Here is a 19,442-nt window from a genome sequence, read left to right as displayed (position 1 = left end):
AATGTTATTGATTATCATTCTCACTAAACTATATCCCCTTTTCATTATTTTCGCAATAAAAAAATAACGATTGACAAAAGAAAAAAATAGAATTATAGTTTTTGTCAGAAACGATATTGATAATCATTATCATTTATTTTCAGTCATATACTTTCCTAGAACGGGGGTTACATAATGGTTCGCCTATATACAAACAAATTAAATATTGGCTATGGGGAACAAAAAATTGTAAAAAATCTTAGTCTAACAATCCCAGACAAACAAATTACAACAATTATCGGATCAAACGGCTGTGGAAAGTCCACACTTCTAAAGGCCATTACTAGAATTATTCCACATCAATCAGGGGCTGTTATCTTGGACGGAGAAAATATTGCTAAGGAACACACAAAGATCCTTGCGAGAAAAATGGCAATACTCCCCCAATCTCCTGAAAGTGCAAGCGGGTTAACAGTTGGGGAACTCGTTTCCTATGGCCGCTTTCCCTATCAAAAGGGTTTTGGGCGCTTAACAAAAAAAGATTATGAAGTAATCGATTGGGCATTGGAGGTCACAGGAACAACTGATTTTAAATTCCGTCCTGTGGATGCCCTCTCAGGCGGGCAAAGACAAAGAGTTTGGATTGCAATGGCCCTTGCGCAAGAAACAGATATTATTTTCCTTGATGAGCCTACCACTTATTTAGACATGGCACATCAGCTTGAGGTACTAGAATTATTGCAAAAACTAAATAAAGAACAGGAACGTACGATTGTCATGGTTTTACATGATTTAAATCAGGCTGCCCGATTTGCTGATTATATTATTGCCTTAAAAAACGGGGAGATTGTAAAAGCTGGAAAGTGTGAGGAAGTGATTCATCATGAGGTGCTTAAACAAGTATTCAATATTGATGCTGAAATTGGAAGAGATCCTCGAACAAATAAACCGATGTGCATTACATACAACTTAGTAAAAGGAGCTAAGGAAAATGAAGAAACTGCTACTGCCATTTTTGCTATTGCTGGTGCTGCTAATTAGTGCCTGCAGCAGCCAATCAGCCGGAAAAGAAGAAAATAAAGAAGCACCTAAAGATGAAAAAAAATCAGAAACAATTACATATCAATCTGAAACTGGACCTATTGAAGTTCCTGCAGACCCGCAAAGAGTTATTCTGCTCTCTGGATACACAGGGAATGTCATAAGTTTAGGTGTAAATATTGTTGGAGTGGATGTTTGGTCCAAGAATAATCCAACGTTTGCAAAAGAACTAAAAGATGTAGAAGAGGTTTCAGATGAAAGCTTAGAAAAGATTATTGAATTAGATCCTGATTTAATTATCGCTGGTTCTACTAGTAAAAACATCGATAAGTTAGGTGAAATTGCGCCTACTGTCACTTACACATGGGGAAAAGTAGATTATCTCACTCAGCATATTGAACTAGGCAAGCTCCTAAACAAAGAGAAGGAAGCAAAGAAATGGGTAGATGACTTTAAAGTTCAAGCAGAAGCAGCTGGCGAAGAGATTCGAGCTAAAATTGGTGAAGACGCAACCGTTACTGTCATCGAAGGCTATGATAAGCAGCTTTACGTCTTTGGGGATAATTGGGCACGCGGCACCGAAATCTTATATCAATCTATGAAGTTAAAAATGCCTGAGAAAGTGAAGGAAATGGCATTAAAAGAAGGCTATTATACATTATCAGCTGAAGTACTGCCAGAGTACGCTGGAGACTACATTGTTTTCAGTAAATATGCAGATGCCGATTCATCATTTCAGGAAACTGAAACATACAAAAATATTCCTGCTGTTAAGAACAATCGTGTTTTTGAAATGGAGGGAAATGGAGCTTCCTTTACCGACCCTGTTACACTGGAAAAACAGCTTGCCTTCTTTAAGGAATCATTTTTAGGCAACTAAATGTTCATGGGGAGTTCTTTTTGAAAGAATTCCTCTTCCCTTAATCTATGAATAGAAAAGATGAGGACACAATGATAAAAGAAACTCAACGGACGACACCTTTTGTAATTAAATTTGCTGCTGGAATTATTCTATTTGCAGGTATGTTTATAATGGCCTGTGTCTTTGGAGCAGCAGATATTTCTGTGAAAGATGCATGGTTGGCACTAACTTCTGATGCAGCAGGCGACAAAATTTCTATTATTCGTGAAATCCGCTTGCCTCGTGAGATTGCAGCTGTATTTGTAGGTGCCGCACTCGCTGTTTCTGGTGCCATTATGCAAGGGATAACAAGAAATCCACTAGCTGATCCAGGTTTACTTGGATTAACTGCAGGGGCAAATGCGGCACTTGCTATTTCAATTGCCTTCATCCCTGCAACCAATTACTTCGGGATAATGATTGCCTGTTTTATTGGGGCTGCTGTTGGAGCTCTTATGGTTTTTGGGATTGGGGCAATGAAAAGAGGCGGCTTCTCCCCTTTGCGGATCGTATTAGCAGGGGCTGCTGTATCTGCCTTTTTATATGCAGTCTCAGAAGGAGTTGGAATATACTTCAAAATATCAAAGAATGTATCGATGTGGACAGCCGGTGGTTTAATTGGGACCTCCTGGGTACAGCTCCAAGTAATTATTCCGTTCATTTTAGCAGGAATGATTGTTTCTCTCTTCTTTTCAAGGCAGCTGACGATTCTTAGTCTAAATGAAGAAGTAGCTGTTGGATTAGGGCAAAAGACATTGCAAGTAAAGATTGTCCTATTTATTGTTATTATCCTGCTCGCCGGTGCGGCTGTCGCACTTGTCGGGAATATGGTCTTCATTGGATTGATGGTTCCTCATATTGTTCGTGCAATTGTTGGGACGGATTATCGGTTTATCATACCTATGTCAGCGATTATCGGAGCTTCTTTTATGCTGCTGGCAGATACACTTGGCCGTACCATCCATTCACCATATGAAACACCGATTGTTGCGATTATTGCTATGATTGGTTTACCTTTCTTCCTGTTCATTGTACATAAAGGAGGAAAAGCATTCTCATGATTCAGCCAAACTTAATCAAAAGACAGCGAATTCTATTATTTGTATTACTTGCACTAATTTTACTTACTATCTTTATTGGCATGGGGCTAGGGTATTCTTCCATCTCCTATAACCGATTCATGCCCATTTTATTTGGTCAGGGTACATTTAAAGAAGAGTTTATCTTATTCTCTATTCGATTGCCTCGAATAATCATTACTTTGTTAGCTGGAATGGCCCTTGCTTTATCAGGAGCAATTTTGCAAGGAATTACACGGAATGACCTTGCTGATCCTGGCATTATCGGGATTAATTCAGGAGCCGGTGTAGCAATTGCTGTATTCTTCCTGTTTTCCCCAATAAGTGCTGGTTCCTTTATTTATCTGCTTCCAGCCGTTGCTTTTATAGGTGCTTTAATTACAGCATGTTTAATCTATCTCTTTTCGTACAATAAAAAGGCCGGACTCCAGCCTGTTCGATTAGTATTAATTGGGGTTGGATTTTCAATGGCTCTATCTGGGGCCATGATCGTTCTTATTTCTTCGGCTGAACGGGAAAAAGTTGATTTCATTGCCAAATGGCTAGCCGGTAATATTTGGGGCTCAGACTGGCCATTTATTATGGCAATCCTTCCTTGGCTAGTCATACTTATTCCGTTTACCTTGTATAAGGCAAATCGATTGAATCTTCTTGGATTAAACGAACCAGCAGCCATTGGAGTTGGTGTATCTATTGAAAAGGAGCGTATCGTTCTCCTTCTGACAGCAGTAGCATTAGCCGCTTCAGCAGTTTCAGTGACCGGTGGGATTACATTTATCGGTCTGATGGCTCCACATATAGCAAAAGCTTTAGTTGGTCCGCGAAATCAATTATTTATCCCAGTTGCCATACTGATTGGCGGGTGGCTGCTTTTATTCGCAGACACCGTTGGGCGTAACTTAGTTGAACCAGACGGGATTTCAGCAGGGATTATGGTTTCATTGATTGGCGCTCCGTATTTTATGTACTTATTATTAAAAAAATAAAAGAACCCCCTTGAAAATAGGACATTTTCAGGGGGTTCACATCTATTCTTAACTAATCTTTTCTATTACGCCCATACCTTCTAATAGTACTTTCGCGTCCTTATTTAAATATTCAACAACATCTCTTCTTAGTAACAATTTTGCTTTATCTTTTACAATTAACTTCATAGACCGAATATCAAATTTCGTTGCATATGAATTTAAGGCAATGACCGTAGCCATGTCCTTCCTGGAAATGGGTTCATACCCTGCATCTAGCCGATCTGTAAGCATTTTGAGCAGCTCTCTAGCATTGCTTTTCAATAACACCTTATGCTTGCTTAAAACTTCTATATTCTCCTCAATCAATTTCCTAGTCGTTACAAAATCTAATTGTTCTACATTTTTATTGACTTCCTGTATTAATTCCTCGACCTTCAAAAATATCACCTCTAAAAAAAAGTAGGGCAAAAGAAAAAAGCTATTCCCCATTCGTGAATAGCCAAAAATTTCAAATAACCCATTCAAAAATTTGGTAACCGGCTGTCATAGTTAATTGGTTAGCACTAAACCACTACCTTAGACCCATAGCTTTGCGTCCTATCCTTTCGAATAGTTTGCCTTTAAACTCATTTATGTAGGACTTTTTATTTAGGACTTTTTAACCTCTAATTCTTATGATAATTCATTCTAATTCATAATTCAACAAGATTCGGCAAAATTCTACATAGGAAAAAGGATCTATCTAATCTATTTCCCTATATCTTGTTTAAATGGAACCCTTTGCTTCTTGGCGCTCCTCCTTAATCAAAAGCCCGCCAGCCAAGCCTAGCAAGGAGAAAATGACTGGGATAATAAAAGCATAGAGATAGCCTACATGGATTGGTGCAGCATGAAAATGATCGAGTACCTTTCCAAAAATACTCGGCAAAAGTACAGCACTTAAAAACCCGCCAGTATTCGCAAATCCAGAAGCTAACCCGACCTCTTTCCGATCAAATGATTGGCGGACAACAGCAAATGTTAACGTATTTGCCCCATTGCAATACCCAATGATAAAGAAAAGGATAATAAGCATGAAAAAGGGCGGCTCTCCCCCAAACGATAGAAGCACGGTCCAGCATAAGAATGAAACGAGATGAATAACTGTGTAGGGCTTTTTGATTGAATCTAAACGCCCTGCAATCCAGCTCGTGATCGGAGCACCGATAATTGCTCCAATTAATCCGATCATAATAAGCTGACTTGCATCTGAACGGGTCATGTCATATACATTCATTCCATATGGAACAGCCCATGACCCGATGAATCCAACATATGTGCCGACAACACCAAAGTGACATAAGAAGGTTGCCCAAGCTTGGCGGCTTGAAAGAATACGAAGCAGCAATGATAATGTCTTTTCCTTTACCTGTTCCTCTTTAGGCGGGTTTATCTTCTGTTCCTCATGGCCGTTAAAAAGCTGCTTTGGTTTTATCACAAGGATGAAGTAAAGCAAGATGCCTAGTACACATAGAATAATCCCTACTAATAAAAACGGAATCTTCCAGCCCCATAAAGAAATCGACCAGGAAAAAGGCACCGTTGCCAGCAGAAACCCAAAACTCCCCGCCATCCCAGCTATTCCAATCAATCCAACAAATTCATTTCCTTTAAACCATATGCTTAAAATTAAAACCAAGTTAACCCAAATGGCAGCATCTCCGAGCCCCACTAATAACCTGGCAAAGAGAAGGAAAAATTCATTTGGAGCTAAACTATATAATACTGTCCCTAAGCCATTAAGAATGGTTCCAATAATAAGGAAAAAATTAGGACCGTATCGATCAGACAATAGCCCAATTGGTATTTGCAGACTTGCGTATGCAAGAAATTGAATGCTTGTCAGTAATCCAATCGTTGAAGCTGTAAGATTGAAATCCTTCATTAATTGATCTGTAATTAATCCTGGGGCCGTTCTTTGGCTAACAATTAGAAAATAAGTAAATAAAACAGTGCCAAAGACTGCCCATCTGTATTTGCTATTTTGTTTTTCCATTGGTCACTGCTCCTGTTAATACTTAATAAAACTCATTATACGCTAGTTTTCATATATATTTATTAGGATTTTTAATGAAGGCGTTTTCAATTTGAATTTCTTTTTCATAACAAAAAGAAGAAGAATTTCACCAGACTTTGGTGTCTTCTTCTCCTCTTTAGGCAGAAGTGATTCTTATCCTTTAACTATAAAAGATAGCTAATCACAACTTTATCTTATTTCTACTAGATTTTAAATCTTCCAATTAAAATCTGTAAATCTTCAGCTAAATTTGATAATGATTGGGCAGATATGGATATTTCCTTCATAGAAGCAAGCTGTTCTTCCGCTGATGCCGCCACATTTTTAGAATGGTCAGAAGTTCCTGATGATATTTCTGTAATACTAGTTACCGTCGCAGACACTTCTTCAATACTTGCGGAGACCTGTTCTGCAGTGGCTGCCAAATCATGAATTTTAGCTGCAAGATTATCCATAAAATGAAGAATCTCGTTAAAGCTCCCCTCCGTTTGTTCAACGATCTCAAGCCCTGCCTTAACATCCCTCGTTACTTGCTCAATAGATTTGTTGGAATGCACCATGTCCTGTTGAATTTCAACAATTAAGTTTGAAATTTGGGCAGACGATTGCTGCGACTGCTCTGCTAATTTTCGAACCTCATCAGCAACGACAGCAAATCCCTTTCCATGCTCTCCCGCTCTGGCTGCTTCAATCGCTGCATTTAATGCTAACAAATTCGTCTGATCTGAGATGTCTGAAATAACCTTCGTTATATCTCCAATTTCCTTTGACCGCTGATCTAACGATTGAAAGACTTCCCCGCTTTCATTCACTGAATGGCTGATTGCATTAATTTGCTGAACAGTCCTGTCCACATATACACCGCCATCCTTCGCCTTTTGTGAAGCCTGAGAACTAGCTTCAGAAATAAATGAAGCCGTTTCTGCAATAGATTGTACCCCTTTTGAAACCTCCTCTAAAGCTACTGCACTTTCCTGTACACTTACCGTAGAATGTTCTGCTCCTTGCGCTACAAGCTGTATGGTGTCGGTAATGATTTCCGTTGCCTGGCTTGTCTGTTCGGCACTAGCTGTTAACTCATCCGAGGAAGCAGCAACTTGTTCGGAAGCAACATTCACTTCATTTATCATTTGTTTAAGGTTTTCTGCCATTCTATTGAAACTAATAGAAAGATCATTTAATTCATCTCCCGTATAATCCTTGATATGAGAGGTGAAATCCCCATCCTTTGCTAATTCAAGAGCTGACGTAATATTTGCTAGTCTTTTTTTCATTCTTTTTGTAAACCAGTAGGTAGCAAGAGCAGAAACAACGATGACTACACAAAGAATAGTAATAAATTTCACTAAGAAACTAGATAAAATGCTTTCAATAATACTTTGAGAGGCACCCACGTAAAAAATACCTATGATCTCCCCGCTCGTATTTTTAATTGGCATGTAGGCTGACTGATAAATATGTCCTGCAGCATTCGCTTCCCCATAGTAATGTTCCCCGTTTTTTAGTACAACATCTGAGACCTTTTGTGATACTTGTGTTCCAATCGCACGCTTCCCATCTTTCATGACATTAGTCGAAACACGTGTATCCCCTTGAAAGATTGTCACTGTATCTTCAGTATCGCCGCCGATTTCATCGACTATATCATCATTTTCATTTATTAGAGTCGTCCCCTTGTAGAGCTGCCCATCCTTAATTGTCCATTCTCCCGGATATTTAACATCAATATATTTATATGCTAAAGTTAAATCCGCTTTTGCCTTTTCTATTGCAAATTGCTTAACTCCCTGTGTTATTTCATGATTAACAACGATGCCTATAATTGTTGATAATGAAAGAATAATGGCCAGAAACATTAAATTTATCTTCATGCCTAGTTTTAATTTTTTCAATTTGATCACCTATTTTTATTGGGTTTGGGTTTGAGATTATACTAAATTTACAGTGCTCCCTCCATATTTACATGATTTAATTCATTTTCGAAATAAATAAAGAGAAGGAAATTCATTTACAGCTAATGAATGTCCTTCTCTTTATATCGACTTTATTTGACATAGTTTGACATGGTTTGTTAAAAAATTCAGATTTGTTTTAATGTACGTTTTAAAAACTCTCTCGTACGCTCCCCAGTTGGATGATTAAAAATCTGTTCTGGGCTTCCTTCTTCTGCTATAACCCCTTTGTCCATAAAAACGACTCGATCAGATACTTCCTTGGCAAATTCCATTTCATGCGTAACGATTAGCATCGTTAAGCCTGACTCAGCAAGCTCTTTCATCACCTTAAGCACTTCTCCTACCATCTCAGGATCAAGTGCAGAGGTTGGTTCATCGAACAGCAGCACATCGGGTTCCATCGAAAGGGCTCTAGCGATAGCGACCCGCTGTTTTTGCCCGCCAGACAGCTGTCTTGGCTTCGCATTCACAAATCTGTCCATCCCAACCACTTTTAAGTATTTCAGCGCTACCTTTTCTGCTTCTTCCTTTGAGCGCTTTAATACCTTCATTTGGCCGACAACACAATTGCCTAATACATTATGATTATTAAATAAGTTAAATTGCTGGAATACCATGCCTAATCTTCTTCGGTAGGCATGTATATCATGCTTATCATCGAGAATATTTTCTCCATTATAAATAATTTTGCCGCCGCTCGGTTTTTCTAAGAGATTGACACAGCGAAGAAGAGTGGATTTTCCCGAACCTGAAGAACCAATAATACAGACAACTTCTCCTTTATTCACTGAGAAATGAATGTCTTTTAATACTTCATGGTCTCCAAAGGACTTGCTCAAACGTTGAATATCAATGACTGTTTCCATATTGTCCTCCTTCTCCATCATTGCCCAATGCCTTTATTTTCTCCTGCTTCTATCTGAACTTGATTGCCTACGACCGTATAATTATCCGGACCATCTAGCTTTCTTTCAAAGTAGCGAAGAATTAAAGTAACTGCATATGTCAAAATAAAATAAATGATACATACAATAAAGAATGCTTCAAAATATCTAAAGTTATTGCCTGCCACTGTCTTTGTCTGGAAAAATAACTCGGTAACGGAAATGACACTTAATACCGCCGTATCTTTAATATTAATAATAAATTGATTGCCTGTTGCCGGTAAAATATTGCGAATAACCTGCGGCATCACAACATGTGTCATTGTTTGAAAGTGATTCATGCCAATGGCTTGGGCTGCTTCATACTGTCCTGCATCAACTGAAATAATTCCTCCGCGGACAATTTCAGCCATATATGCCCCAGTATTGATTGCTACAATAACGATCCCTGCAATAATCGGATTCATTTGCCAGCCAAATGCTGCAGCAGAACCATAGAAGATAACCATCGCTTGTACAATCATCGGTGTGCCACGGAAAAACTCTATATACGCGGATAGAATGATATTAATGAATTTTAAGAGGCTTTTCTTCGCCCCTCTTTCAGGGATTGGAATGGTGCGGATAATCCCTGCCAATAACCCGATTAATGCCCCAAAAAGTGTTCCGATCAATGCAATTAAGAGGGTTACGCCAGCTCCGCGCAGAAACATCGGCCAGTTTGTTTCAATAATTTTAATAATCCATTCAAAACTCAAATCCATTCGTATCCTCTCCTTAAACTTGGAAACCGACTACATTGCTGATGCAGCCGGCTTCACAAACCATTATTCTGCTGCTGGCTGATTTTTAATGGCAGCATCCATAATACCGATGCGATCTTCTTCAGAAATTCCAGCTAATATTTCATTAATTTTTGCTGTCAGTTCACTGTCTTTTGCAACACCGACCGCGATTGCCGTATCATCCTCAGACGTCTCAAATCCTTCTGTGAATTCAACCATCGCAAAGTTATCATTTGCAGCTGATGCACTAACACCTTCTGGACGCTCAGAAACATATCCGTCAATTACGCCTGATTCCAGCGCTACGCGCATCGCTGGGAAGTTATCCATTGCTGGCTTTTTTTCCACTCCATCAATTTGATCAATGACTGAATAGTGGAATGTATTTAACTGTGCCGTTATCTTTGCACCTTTAAAATCTTGGATCGAAGTTGCACCTTCATACTTTCCGCCTTTTTTTACAACCATAATTAAATCTGATTTGTAATAGTTATCAGAGAAATCAATTGTCTCTTTACGTTCTGCTGTCGGTGACATCCCTGCAATGATTGCATCAATTTTCCCTGAAGTTAGTGATGGTACAAGTCCATCCCATTCTGTTTTCACAATCACTAGCTCTTTGCCTAAGCCTTCAGCAATTTTCTTTGCAATTTCTACATCGTATCCGCCTGCATATTCTGCATTGCCATCAATTTTGACCCCGCCATTTGAATCATCCATTTGCGTCCAGTTGAATGGTGCATAGCCAGCTTCCAATCCTACTTTAAAGGTATCTTTTTCTGATGATGATCCTGAGCCTTCTGTCTTCTTATCTGAACCACCGCTTGTTCCACAGCCTGCTAATAGAATAATGGCTGAAAGAGCTATCGCTAAAAATACTGATAATTTTTTTCTCATGCTATTTTCCCCCTATTTATTTGATTTAATAGTCTAATATATGCTTGACCTCTTGCCTTTAGGCATTTTACTAAAAACAAAAAGCGACCTGAGATGAACTCAGGTCGCAACGTTTATAGTTTGCCCCAAAATCCCTCTTCTTTCCCTAAATGAGATAGCACAACTCAACAAACCGGGTAAGTTCGTTGAGACAGTCCTGCAGCTCTTAACTGCAGACCCAGCAAGCAATACTGAGAAATATTACAAGCTTCGGCGATATTTCCTTCTCTCTAGCATCCTAGCTTCTCAAGCTCCACTAAAGACTATTAAATACCGCGCCTCTACCTCATCAGCAAAGATGAGGTCTTATTAAATTATATTTATTATCCTACAGTAGTGAGTTAATTCTGTCAACTCAAGATAATTGGAACATGATTCCAAAGAACTAGATTTGCTGAACTCACCAGCTTGCCTCATGATCCTCTGCCCACCCTACAAAGGATTCAATCATTATCGTTTCCCCTTCATTCGTTCGAATATACCCGTTAAATGTGCCAATCATTTGGTGAACGGCGGAACGAATAATCCAGGCATTCGTTGCTGCTTTTCGCTCAAACAATGGCTGAAAAGTTAGAAGAACTTGATCAGTCCTATCTGTTCTCAATGTCCAAGGCTTCATATAGTTGCTGCTATCATAATCCCAAATGATATCTTCATTTATTTTGCTAAGCCTGCTGTCGACGACAATCCCATTTTCAGTCTGTCCAGTTCCATCGGTCCATTGACCGCCAAAATTGAGTCCAACCGATCTGCCATTGACAACCCCCGCAGCTTGCGCCCAATTCCATGTCGAATGATAGGGCCAGATTCCTCTGCCAAAATCCAGGCAGCCAAAGGCATTATTGCTTTTAAATATGTATTCCTTCCCATTCCAATGGACTGTTCCAGCCGCGGGAAGTGCTGTTTGTTTTGAAGTAAACTGAAATCGTGTTTCACTCCACGGCACAACGACATTAATCGATTCATGTCCTTCTGGGCGTTCAACTTGTACATCAGCAACTAACGGCTTATCCTTCCCGCTAAAATGCGGACAATGGACATGTATACTTGTGGAATCTCCCTTTTCTTCAAATGAAATAGCCATTTGCTTTCCTTCAAATTTCACAGAGGCATTCACCTCTACTGGCATCCTGCAGCCAAATCCAAAAGGAACGAGGGTTGTCTGCTCCTGAAAGCTAAGATTCTGTAAATCTAGCACATACACAAATACAACAGCAGCATAATCCAAATGAGAAATGGTAACTGAAAACAAGAACTCTGGGCTTGTTACACACCAATAATTCCACTTCTTCTTTCGCAAGAAACTTCCAGACAAATTGCAGTTAAACAGCGGATGCCTTGCCCATCCGATGCTGTTTTTGGTCAATCTGCCTTTCTCATCACACATATCTGCTCGTTCTGTTATTTCTCTTGCCATCCTCTTAACCCCCATCTCTATGTATACCTCATTCTGGAACTCTACTATCTCTTGCAGACTTAAAATGAATTCAGTTTTCGAAGCTGAATATTATTCTGGCATTCGTACATATTAATATATATTCTCGTTTTATCGGAGTGATCAGTGTGTATAATTCATATTGGTTTCTAGCTCTCATCTTTTTAAGTATTTCCATTTTTATTTTTAATCTTTTTAAAAAAAGAAATACAGGAACTCTCTTCCTTTTATTAGCTATGATTGGCATCGGCTTTATTATCGAAACGGTCATTTTTAGTTTTTTAGGAAGCTATGAATATTATCCTAAATTCGTCAAAGATCATCCCTTTTATGACAGTAACTTAGGTGCCTTTGCCTCAAATGCATTTGCTTTGCCAGTTATTGCAACCTTAATTGCTACGTTTCATTTAAACTGGATTTGGATTTTCCTTTTTGCCGGTATTTTTGTCGGCATTGAGTGGCTTTTTCTAGAACTGCAAATCTATTCGCATAATTGGTGGCGGTTAGCATTTACAGGGCTTGGGTTGCCATTCTACTTTGCAACTGCAAAGATTATTTATCAATGGATTTTAAATCTTTCAAGCAGATTTAAACATAACTTGATTCTTTATTTAGCCATTGTTTCTATTTCATGCAGCGCCCATCTTCTGCCAATTATTTTTTTCTCAAATCGTATATACAATCCTGGATGGTTTGAATATCTGGAACGAGATACCATTGCTTTTGCAGATATATTCTTTTTAATCGATTCTTTATATTACTGCCTAATTATTCATATCAGCAGGAAAACGAAGTGGATAAAATATGCTTTAACAAGTATCCTGATGTTTACAGTCAATCAGCTGCTAATAGCTGCAGGCATCCTTCAAAGTCTTGTTTGGTGGGATCAGTTATATTATATTGGTTTGTCATTATTGCTGGTTCTGCTTACAAGTGTCATTAATAAAAGATTATCCATGACATCATACCCTGAATAAAATGTAAATAATTGTAAAACATTATGTATACCCAGTGTAAAGCTACTTCCGTAAGAGGTGCTCTAATAATGATGAATGAACACGGCCCTTCACTTGCAAGAATGAGTGTATTTGGAATCACGCATCTTCAAAAGCAAAGTCCCCTTCTGATCGCATGGTGGTCTGCTGTTTTTCCTGGTTTTGGGCATTATTTCCTTAACCACTACATAAGAGCAACCTTTTTATCACTTTCTGAGGTTTTTACTAATACGTTTGCTCATATTAACGATGCAATGATTTACTCCTTTTGCGGGAATTTTGAACTTGCACAATCGGTTGTTCAGCCTAAATGGGCATTTGGCTATCTGATTATTTATATGATAAGCATTTGGGATAGTTACCGCCTGGCTATTTACCAAAATAAAGTATATGATTTAACTTGCTTAAAAAATGATCAAATCTCGCGTATTGGCATTTTCCCTTTGGAAATTCAATTTTTAGATAGGAAAAACCCAATCGTTGGCGCTCTTTACTCTTTTCTATTTCCAGGATTAGGGCAGCTATATGTTCACCGGTTTGGGTTAGCCTTTTATGCAATGATTTGGTGGTGGATTTATCTATACTTTTCAAGGCTTCATGAATCTCTTTTACAATTACTTCTTGGGAATCTCCACGCTTCAAACTTAATTCTGCAGCAGCATTGGTTATTATTTATGCCCTCTGTTATGGGCGGAGCCATCTATCACGGCTATGTTACAACAATTGAACATAATAAACTTTATCGTATTTCACAACGTCAGTATCTTACAAAACGTTACGGAAAAGATAGTTTTCTTATCTTCCATAAGCAGGTGTAATTCAAATGATCATTATCGGGATGTTTGAACAATCAATTGAATTAGAGCAAGTATTAACTATTTTGGAGAACAGCTCTATCTCAAAGAATCAGATCCTTGTCATATTTATGGATGATATGCCTTCGCCCATTCAAATTCCAGGAAGAACTCAAAATATCCACTCAAATGCTTTTGAAATTGGCATGGCAAGTGCTACAGGCTGTGCAGTTATTGGTGCCAGTGTTGGATTTAAGCTGTATTTAGGACCCATTATTTGCGGTCTTCTTGGTGCAATTATTGGATTCGCCATTGGGTATGCCTTATATTTTTTTCCAAATAAAAACAAACCCCGCTCGAAGAAAGTGAAAAAATCAGCTGAAGTTGCTGTCATTATTCAATGTACAAAAAGTCAGCTTTCCTGCATTGAGGATACCTTGTGGAAATACAAAGCAATTTCAGTCGGGAAATCGGATTGAACTGCCTGTTCTGGGGAAATTCCATGTCCCACCTGATTTAATTGGGACGACACTCCTGTCCCTCTATCCCATTAAACCTTATTGGAAGCAAAAAGTAGAAGCAGCTGCCTTCCCCTTTTATGCTCTTTACCCCAATAGTTCCGTTATGATATTCGACTATTTCCTTTGCTATCGCTAATCCTAACCCTGATCCGCTATGTGATTTCCCTTGATTTCCATTCTTATAAAAACGATTAAATACCAACCCAAGCTCTTCCTCTTCAATTCCTAATCCGTTGTCCTTAACTTTGATCATCATTTTCTCATCCGGTTCATTCGTTAGCTCTAAAACTATCTTCCCATTCTCATGAACGAACCTTTGTGCATTATTTAATAGATTGACAATCACCTGTTCAATCCGGACCTCATCTATAAGGACGAATCGATTTTCCTCTTGATCGGAAAGTGAACTTTTGTATTCAAAATTAATTCCCTGCTTCTCCAAATCCCATTTATACTTTTGGTATAATTTATTGCAGTACTCCTGAATATCTACATTTTTCATATCAAATTTTATTTGTTTATTTTCCATATCAGTCATATCATGCAGGTCATGCAGCATCCGAGATAAATACAAGCTCTGTTCATAGACTAACTGTATATAGTTTTTGTCACTTTGAATGACCCCATCCAGCATCCCCTTTGTATATGCGCGGATATTTGTTAAGGGACTTGAAATTTCATGAGAAATATTATGAATCCATTTGCTTCTCGATTGATGAGCCTCATTTAGCTTTTGATTTGCGGCTTGAAGCTCTATATTCGCATGCTGCAGCTCCATCGTCCGGTCATGCACTTGCTGCTCCAATGACGCATTAAGGATGGCTAAATCCTGAGACAGTTTTTCCGTTCGCAGAAAAGACATAGAATATTGCTTGGATAAGATAATTGATTGAGTAAATAAAAAGAATAGCAGACCAACAGAGGTTAGTTCAGTTGTTTTTATGACATTGTTAAAATACAAAATATCATTGATCACTGTTCCAAATAACATTAGAATAGCGATCGTATTTAATAGAGAGCTCTCCCGTTTTCTTAAAATGGCAGTGACATAAACGGATATTAAATAAAGAAAAATAAGAATGATGAGCACCTGAAAATGAATCATTGTTCTTGTAAATACAACTGCTGGGGTCAATATAACGAATAAACTGTATACAGACATAGCAGCAATGATTGCATTTCTAAGCTTTTGATTCATGTCTTTAGCAAATTGCGTATATGTAAACAGGGAGACAAACAAGACACCAAGTGATGCTCCTAAATATTCTAGCTTTACTGCGAGTTCCCAAGATAAAAATGGAAGGATATAAGAAGCAAGTCCCTCCTCGAGAAGCGTAGCGCGGATCGCAATAAAAAGGCATACATTTCCAAAAAAGAATAAGGAGTGCTCTTTTTTTCGGAATAAAAATAAAACAAGGTGATATAATCCCATAGTAACCAAACTCATGACAATAACCGTACGGTAGATAATCTTTTTATCCCTAAATTGAAGAACCATCTCTGGCTCTCCAATTAAAATCGAATCAAATATTCCTGCTTTACGCTGGGAATAATTTGATGTTTGTATAATGAGTTCGACGCGATTGGACTGAACTTCAAATGGAACTACCTTTGGCGTATTTACTGGTTCCATCGAATCCCTGCTTTTTCCCACTACTCCATTTTTAGATGCTTCAATCCCGTCAATCCATAATGTATAGGCTGACGATATGTTAGGAACGTACAGCGCTTTTGTCGTACCTGTCTCTTCCTTTGGTAAATTAAGATACAATCGATACGTTGCATACCCCGTCATCGGCAATGCTTCTCCATCGAGAATATAATTACTCCATGTATTGGGGACCTCAACTATTAAGGGTGATTGGCGAACAGTGTCTCTTCTGAAATCGCCAGGTGTATATAATTCATGCCAATAAAATTCCCAATCTCCATCCACTTGTAATAATTCTCCATCCGGAAAACGGCTGATAGAATAGATTCCCTCCCGCGCTGTCCCATTGGAACTCGCCATTGCATTAGCACTATTTAGAAATAACCCAATAAGGACTAGTACAAAGAGTAATTTGCAATTTTTTGCGTTCATCATTTACACCCTTTAATTCAATATGTACACCTTTCTCCTAATCATACTATGTATTTGCACTCACTTAGAATTCTTTTCTGAAAATTACAATAGAATTATAATATAAAGAGCAACGGGGACACGATAACGATAGAAAACATTCTCTCCTATATGATATATTGAGATTAAATTGGAACTTTTTTCAATAAAGGGGGTCTTATAGTGTGCATTCAATTAAACTTCTAATTATTGAGGATGAATATGCGATTATTAATATTCTGCGGCTTTACCTTGAAAAAGAAGGCTATACAGTTTATTCATCATTGAATGCCACGGACGGGTTACGATTAATGGAAGATATAACACCAGATATCGTTTTATTAGATATTCATTTGCCTGATAAAAACGGGTTTGAATTAGCTCAAAGATACCGTGAAATGTCTGATGGAATCCTTATTTTCCTTACAGGAGAAAGAACAAAGGGCACCATTATTCATGGCTTTGAAATCGGCTGTGATGACTACATAACAAAACCGTTTGATCCTCCAGAATTAATTGCTAGAATTAAAGCTAATTTAAGAAGAAGCAGGATTACTTCTTCAAATGTATTGCATGCAGGTGATTTATCCATAAACTTTTCTGATAAAAGCGTGCATAAGAACGGAGAAAAGATTGAGCTTTTTACGAAAGAACGGATGTTACTTTTCTTTTTAGCCGAATATGCCAATCAAGTATTTAGCGCCGAGCAACTATATGATTCCATATGGGGGATTAATTCGGATGCGGATTTAAAGACGGTTCTTGTACATTTAAGCACGCTGCGGAAAAAAATCGAAGATGATCCAAGAAAGCCAAAATATATCCAAACCGTTCGGGGATTTGGATACAAATTTTCAATTTCTCATCCTATAAAGACAAAAAGCCGCCAATTTTAGGGGAGCAAGTTTCGCTAATATTGGCGGCTTTTATTTTCTGTTGTATATTACAAATTATCATGCATAATCTTAATTTTGTGACATTTATCATATTTTAACTTAATTTTAACCTTTTCAGGATAAAGTAAGAATAGATTATTGACCTTTTAACTCTTCAATATGATATCTATGAGCAGGAATAAGGAGTGAAATACTTGTTAGATCAAGAATGGGTGAAACTGATACTAGAAGCTAAACGCCTAGGATTATCCGTAGAAGAGGTAAGAGACTTCCTGTTAAGAAACCTTAAAGCAACCTCATAGCCAAATACAACAGCCTATTTCCACCAGCCGATATGGAGTTGAGTGGATTATTTTTTTCGGGAAAGAGGGACAGGTTCATTGTCCCTCCTGATTTCTTTAGGGACGGAGATCCTGTCCCTTTGTCCCATTATTCAAAGTATGCCCATTTGTACTGAACATTACCTAATCCAGAGACATATACGCCCTTTAGATTATCCTTTTTTACGTATACACTAGTTTTAAAGTAAAATGGAATAACAGGCATTTCATCCATAATAATCGCTTCTGCTTGCTTGAATATTTCTTTTCGTTTACTTGGATCAGATTCTAGAGCAGACTGATCTAGCAAGGAAGCATATTCTTCATTCATCCAGCCGGTATGGTTATTCCCAGCATCGGTTTTGAATATTTCCAAGAAATTGATTGGATCATTAAAGTCCCCTGTCCACCCCATTCGAGCAACCTCGAAATCGCCATTGATAATTCCTTCATAGTAAACAGCCCACTCTTTATTACTAAGCTCCACATTTATTCCTAAGTTTGTTTTCCACATATCCTGAACGGCTTGCGCTATTTTTGCTTGAGCTGGATCCGTATTATAAGAAAGAGTAATGACTGGCAAGTCCTCAACACCAGCATATCCTTCTTCTCTTAATCCCTCTTCTAGAAGTGTTTTCGCTTGTTCAATATCCCCATCCTTGAAATATCCCTTCTCATTTTCCGGAATCATTGAATTTGGAACAATCGCAGTTGCAGGGATTTCTGCACTTTGTGTAATATTATCAACAATAGACTGACGATCAATTGCATAAGCCAGCGCTTTTCTAACTTTCACGTTATTAAAAGGCTTTTTCTTTATGTTAAATTCATACCAATACGTACCAGCTGTTGGTGCAGCCTCTAGAGTGCCCTCTTGCTGTAAGGCAGGAATCGCTTCTAGCGGCAAACTGCCTGTCGGAGCACCTGCCCAATGTAATTCATCAGAATTAAACATGTTTAGCTCTGTATTTGAATCATTTAACATCACCATTTCAATTTTCTCTAATTTGACGCTTTCCTTATCCCAATAATATTCATTTCTTTCAAGAATAACTTGATTTTGATGATCCCATTTCACCATTTTAAAAGGACCATTTGATGTATAATTCTCACTTGCCTCCTTAGCCCAATCTGGATGATCCCCAGCAATTTTACTATTAACTGGAAAGTAAGTATAAAAGGCTGTAAGCTCTAAAAAGAAGGGTGTCGGATTTTCCAGTGTCACTTCCAAAGTCTTTTCATCAATCGCTTTTACTCCGACCTCATCAAGAGATACTTCACCTTTATTAGCTGCCTCTGCATTTTTTATATAAAATAATTGATAAGCATATTGTGATAGATTCTCTGGATTTAACACCCATTTCCAAGCATATTCAAAATCTTGCATTGTTAGCGGGTCTCCGTTTGACCATTTTGCACCATCTCTTAGCGTAAATGTATATGTCAGAAGATCATCAGATACAGCAATTTCTTCTGCCATGGCATTTTCAGGCACCCCCTTTTGGTTAATACGGGTCAGCCCCTCAAACGTTTGCAAAAGGATGTTTGATGACCAAACATCTGTAGCCAAACTAGGATTGAGAGAGGATGGCTCTGTAAAGTTATTTACCTTCAGCACTTGCTCTTTACTTATTGTTTCTGTTCCCTCTTCGCTCTCTCCAGCCTGGGAATCACTTTCTTTTGAACTGCAAGCACCAAGGATAAACGCCAAAAATAATACCATGCATACCATCCACTTTTGATTTTTCATATGACCCTCCCTATTTTTTGAAAAGTTAAAATATTTAATAATTAAC

18 protein-coding genes and 2 riboswitches are annotated in these 19,442 nt (G+C 38.2%); of the genes, 9 read left to right on the top strand and 9 right to left on the bottom strand.

Annotated features, from left to right (window positions below; all coding sequences use genetic code 11):
• The first annotated feature begins 174 nt into the window (after positions 1-174).
• The 4 genes from C1726_RS12745 (at position 175) to C1726_RS12730 (ending at position 3,986) form a co-directional block, all read left to right on the top strand.
• Positions 175-1,020: an ABC transporter ATP-binding protein gene (locus tag C1726_RS12745; protein ID WP_102273504.1), complete on the top strand. Its 846-nt coding sequence runs from the start codon at positions 175-177 to the stop codon at positions 1,018-1,020.
• Complete coding sequence (locus C1726_RS12740) at positions 971-1,900, top strand: iron-hydroxamate ABC transporter substrate-binding protein (RefSeq protein ID WP_102273503.1); 930 nt, start codon at positions 971-973, stop codon at positions 1,898-1,900. The genes C1726_RS12745 and C1726_RS12740 overlap by 50 nt, the downstream gene beginning before the upstream one ends.
• 71 nt (positions 1,901-1,971) lie before the next feature.
• Positions 1,972-2,982, top strand: a complete 1,011-nt coding sequence (locus C1726_RS12735) for a FecCD family ABC transporter permease (protein WP_102273502.1) — start codon at positions 1,972-1,974, stop codon at positions 2,980-2,982.
• Positions 2,979-3,986: a FecCD family ABC transporter permease gene (locus tag C1726_RS12730; RefSeq protein WP_102273501.1), complete on the top strand. Its 1,008-nt coding sequence runs from the start codon at positions 2,979-2,981 to the stop codon at positions 3,984-3,986. The genes C1726_RS12735 and C1726_RS12730 overlap by 4 nt, the downstream gene beginning before the upstream one ends.
• A 48-nt stretch (positions 3,987-4,034) precedes the next feature.
• Here the strand turns inward: C1726_RS12730 and C1726_RS12725 are convergent, their stop codons facing one another.
• The 7 genes from C1726_RS12725 to C1726_RS12695 all read right to left on the bottom strand — a co-directional run bounded on the left by C1726_RS12725 (position 4,035) and on the right by C1726_RS12695 (position 12,001).
• Positions 4,035-4,406 carry a hypothetical protein gene (locus C1726_RS12725; RefSeq protein ID WP_102275797.1) on the bottom strand — a complete coding sequence of 124 codons (372 nt, stop codon included), beginning with the start codon at positions 4,404-4,406 and terminating at the stop codon, positions 4,035-4,037.
• A gap of 90 nt (positions 4,407-4,496) precedes the next feature.
• Positions 4,497-4,597, bottom strand: a riboswitch (cyclic di-GMP riboswitch).
• A gap of 137 nt (positions 4,598-4,734) precedes the next feature.
• Positions 4,735-6,003 (bottom strand): MFS transporter, encoded by a 1,269-nt coding sequence (locus tag C1726_RS12720; protein WP_102273500.1) that lies wholly within the window; start codon positions 6,001-6,003, stop codon positions 4,735-4,737.
• 224 nt (positions 6,004-6,227) lie between these two features.
• Complete coding sequence (locus C1726_RS12715; RefSeq protein WP_322090991.1) at positions 6,228-7,925, bottom strand: methyl-accepting chemotaxis protein; 1,698 nt, start codon at positions 7,923-7,925, stop codon at positions 6,228-6,230.
• A gap of 179 nt (positions 7,926-8,104) precedes the next feature.
• Positions 8,105-8,845 (bottom strand): amino acid ABC transporter ATP-binding protein, encoded by a 741-nt coding sequence (locus C1726_RS12710; RefSeq protein ID WP_102273498.1) that lies wholly within the window; start codon positions 8,843-8,845, stop codon positions 8,105-8,107.
• A 17-nt stretch (positions 8,846-8,862) separates the two neighbouring features.
• Positions 8,863-9,621, bottom strand: a complete 759-nt coding sequence (locus C1726_RS12705) for an amino acid ABC transporter permease (protein ID WP_102275796.1) — start codon at positions 9,619-9,621, stop codon at positions 8,863-8,865.
• 69 nt (positions 9,622-9,690) lie between these two features.
• On the bottom strand, positions 9,691-10,545 hold the full coding sequence (locus C1726_RS12700; RefSeq protein WP_102273497.1) for a transporter substrate-binding domain-containing protein: 855 nt from the start codon (positions 10,543-10,545) through the stop codon (positions 9,691-9,693).
• A gap of 147 nt (positions 10,546-10,692) precedes the next feature.
• A riboswitch (Lysine riboswitch) is annotated at positions 10,693-10,876 on the bottom strand.
• A 108-nt stretch (positions 10,877-10,984) separates the two neighbouring features.
• The gene (locus tag C1726_RS12695; RefSeq protein ID WP_102273496.1) at positions 10,985-12,001 is read right to left on the bottom strand and encodes a DUF2804 domain-containing protein; all 1,017 of its coding nucleotides are present in this window, start codon (positions 11,999-12,001) and stop codon (positions 10,985-10,987) included.
• Between the two features lie 146 nt (positions 12,002-12,147).
• On the opposite strand from C1726_RS12695, the gene C1726_RS12690 reads away from it, so the two are divergent.
• The 3 genes from C1726_RS12690 (at position 12,148) to C1726_RS12680 (ending at position 14,287) form a co-directional block, all read left to right on the top strand.
• Positions 12,148-12,996 carry a hypothetical protein gene (locus tag C1726_RS12690; protein WP_102273495.1) on the top strand — a complete coding sequence of 283 codons (849 nt, stop codon included), beginning with the start codon at positions 12,148-12,150 and terminating at the stop codon, positions 12,994-12,996.
• Between the two features lie 68 nt (positions 12,997-13,064).
• On the top strand, positions 13,065-13,832 hold the full coding sequence (locus tag C1726_RS12685; RefSeq protein ID WP_102273494.1) for a hypothetical protein: 768 nt from the start codon (positions 13,065-13,067) through the stop codon (positions 13,830-13,832).
• A gap of 5 nt (positions 13,833-13,837) precedes the next feature.
• Positions 13,838-14,287 (top strand): hypothetical protein, encoded by a 450-nt coding sequence (locus C1726_RS12680; protein ID WP_102273493.1) that lies wholly within the window; start codon positions 13,838-13,840, stop codon positions 14,285-14,287.
• 37 nt (positions 14,288-14,324) lie between these two features.
• Here C1726_RS12680 and C1726_RS12675 read toward each other — a convergent pair whose 3' ends face one another.
• Positions 14,325-16,412, bottom strand: coding sequence for a sensor histidine kinase (locus tag C1726_RS12675; RefSeq protein ID WP_180968181.1), 2,088 nt, complete (start codon positions 16,410-16,412; stop codon positions 14,325-14,327).
• Between the two features lie 203 nt (positions 16,413-16,615).
• On the opposite strand from C1726_RS12675, the gene C1726_RS12670 reads away from it, so the two are divergent.
• Positions 16,616-17,326, top strand: a complete 711-nt coding sequence (locus C1726_RS12670; RefSeq protein ID WP_102273491.1) for a response regulator transcription factor — start codon at positions 16,616-16,618, stop codon at positions 17,324-17,326.
• 194 nt (positions 17,327-17,520) lie between these two features.
• Entirely contained in the window at positions 17,521-17,628 is a 108-nt protein-coding gene (locus C1726_RS12665) for an anti-repressor SinI family protein (RefSeq protein ID WP_407642027.1), read from the top strand.
• Between the two features lie 127 nt (positions 17,629-17,755).
• On the opposite strand, the gene C1726_RS12660 is transcribed toward C1726_RS12665, so the two are convergent.
• Positions 17,756-19,396: a peptide ABC transporter substrate-binding protein gene (locus C1726_RS12660; RefSeq protein ID WP_102273489.1), complete on the bottom strand. Its 1,641-nt coding sequence runs from the start codon at positions 19,394-19,396 to the stop codon at positions 17,756-17,758.
• Between the last annotated feature and the right edge of the window lie 46 nt (positions 19,397-19,442).

This window comes from Cytobacillus massiliigabonensis, assembly GCF_900199725.1.
Taxonomy (GTDB): domain Bacteria; phylum Bacillota; class Bacilli; order Bacillales; family Cytobacillaceae; genus Cytobacillus; species Cytobacillus massiliigabonensis.
Note: the sequence above shows the minus strand (reverse complement) of the source record. Positions and strands in the feature narration are given on the sequence as shown.

Excerpts from the sequence above, each read along its gene's own strand:
- C1726_RS12745 (WP_102273504.1), top strand. The coding sequence starts at position 175 with ATGGTTCGCCTATATACAAACAAATTAAATATTGGCTATGGGGAACAA.
- C1726_RS12740 (WP_102273503.1), top strand. The coding sequence starts at position 971 with ATGAAGAAACTGCTACTGCCATTTTTGCTATTGCTGGTGCTGCTAATT.
- C1726_RS12735 (WP_102273502.1), top strand. The coding sequence starts at position 1,972 with ATGATAAAAGAAACTCAACGGACGACACCTTTTGTAATTAAATTTGCT.
- C1726_RS12730 (WP_102273501.1), top strand. The coding sequence starts at position 2,979 with ATGATTCAGCCAAACTTAATCAAAAGACAGCGAATTCTATTATTTGTA.
- C1726_RS12720 (WP_102273500.1), bottom strand. The coding sequence starts at position 6,003 with ATGGAAAAACAAAATAGCAAATACAGATGGGCAGTCTTTGGCACTGTT.
- C1726_RS12710 (WP_102273498.1), bottom strand. The coding sequence starts at position 8,845 with ATGGAAACAGTCATTGATATTCAACGTTTGAGCAAGTCCTTTGGAGAC.
- C1726_RS12700 (WP_102273497.1), bottom strand. The coding sequence starts at position 10,545 with ATGAGAAAAAAATTATCAGTATTTTTAGCGATAGCTCTTTCAGCCATT.
- C1726_RS12695 (WP_102273496.1), bottom strand. The coding sequence starts at position 12,001 with ATGGCAAGAGAAATAACAGAACGAGCAGATATGTGTGATGAGAAAGGC.
- C1726_RS12685 (WP_102273494.1), top strand. The coding sequence starts at position 13,065 with ATGATGAATGAACACGGCCCTTCACTTGCAAGAATGAGTGTATTTGGA.
- C1726_RS12680 (WP_102273493.1), top strand. The coding sequence starts at position 13,838 with ATGATCATTATCGGGATGTTTGAACAATCAATTGAATTAGAGCAAGTA.
- C1726_RS12675 (WP_180968181.1), bottom strand. The coding sequence starts at position 16,412 with ATGAACGCAAAAAATTGCAAATTACTCTTTGTACTAGTCCTTATTGGG.
- C1726_RS12660 (WP_102273489.1), bottom strand. The coding sequence starts at position 19,396 with ATGAAAAATCAAAAGTGGATGGTATGCATGGTATTATTTTTGGCGTTT.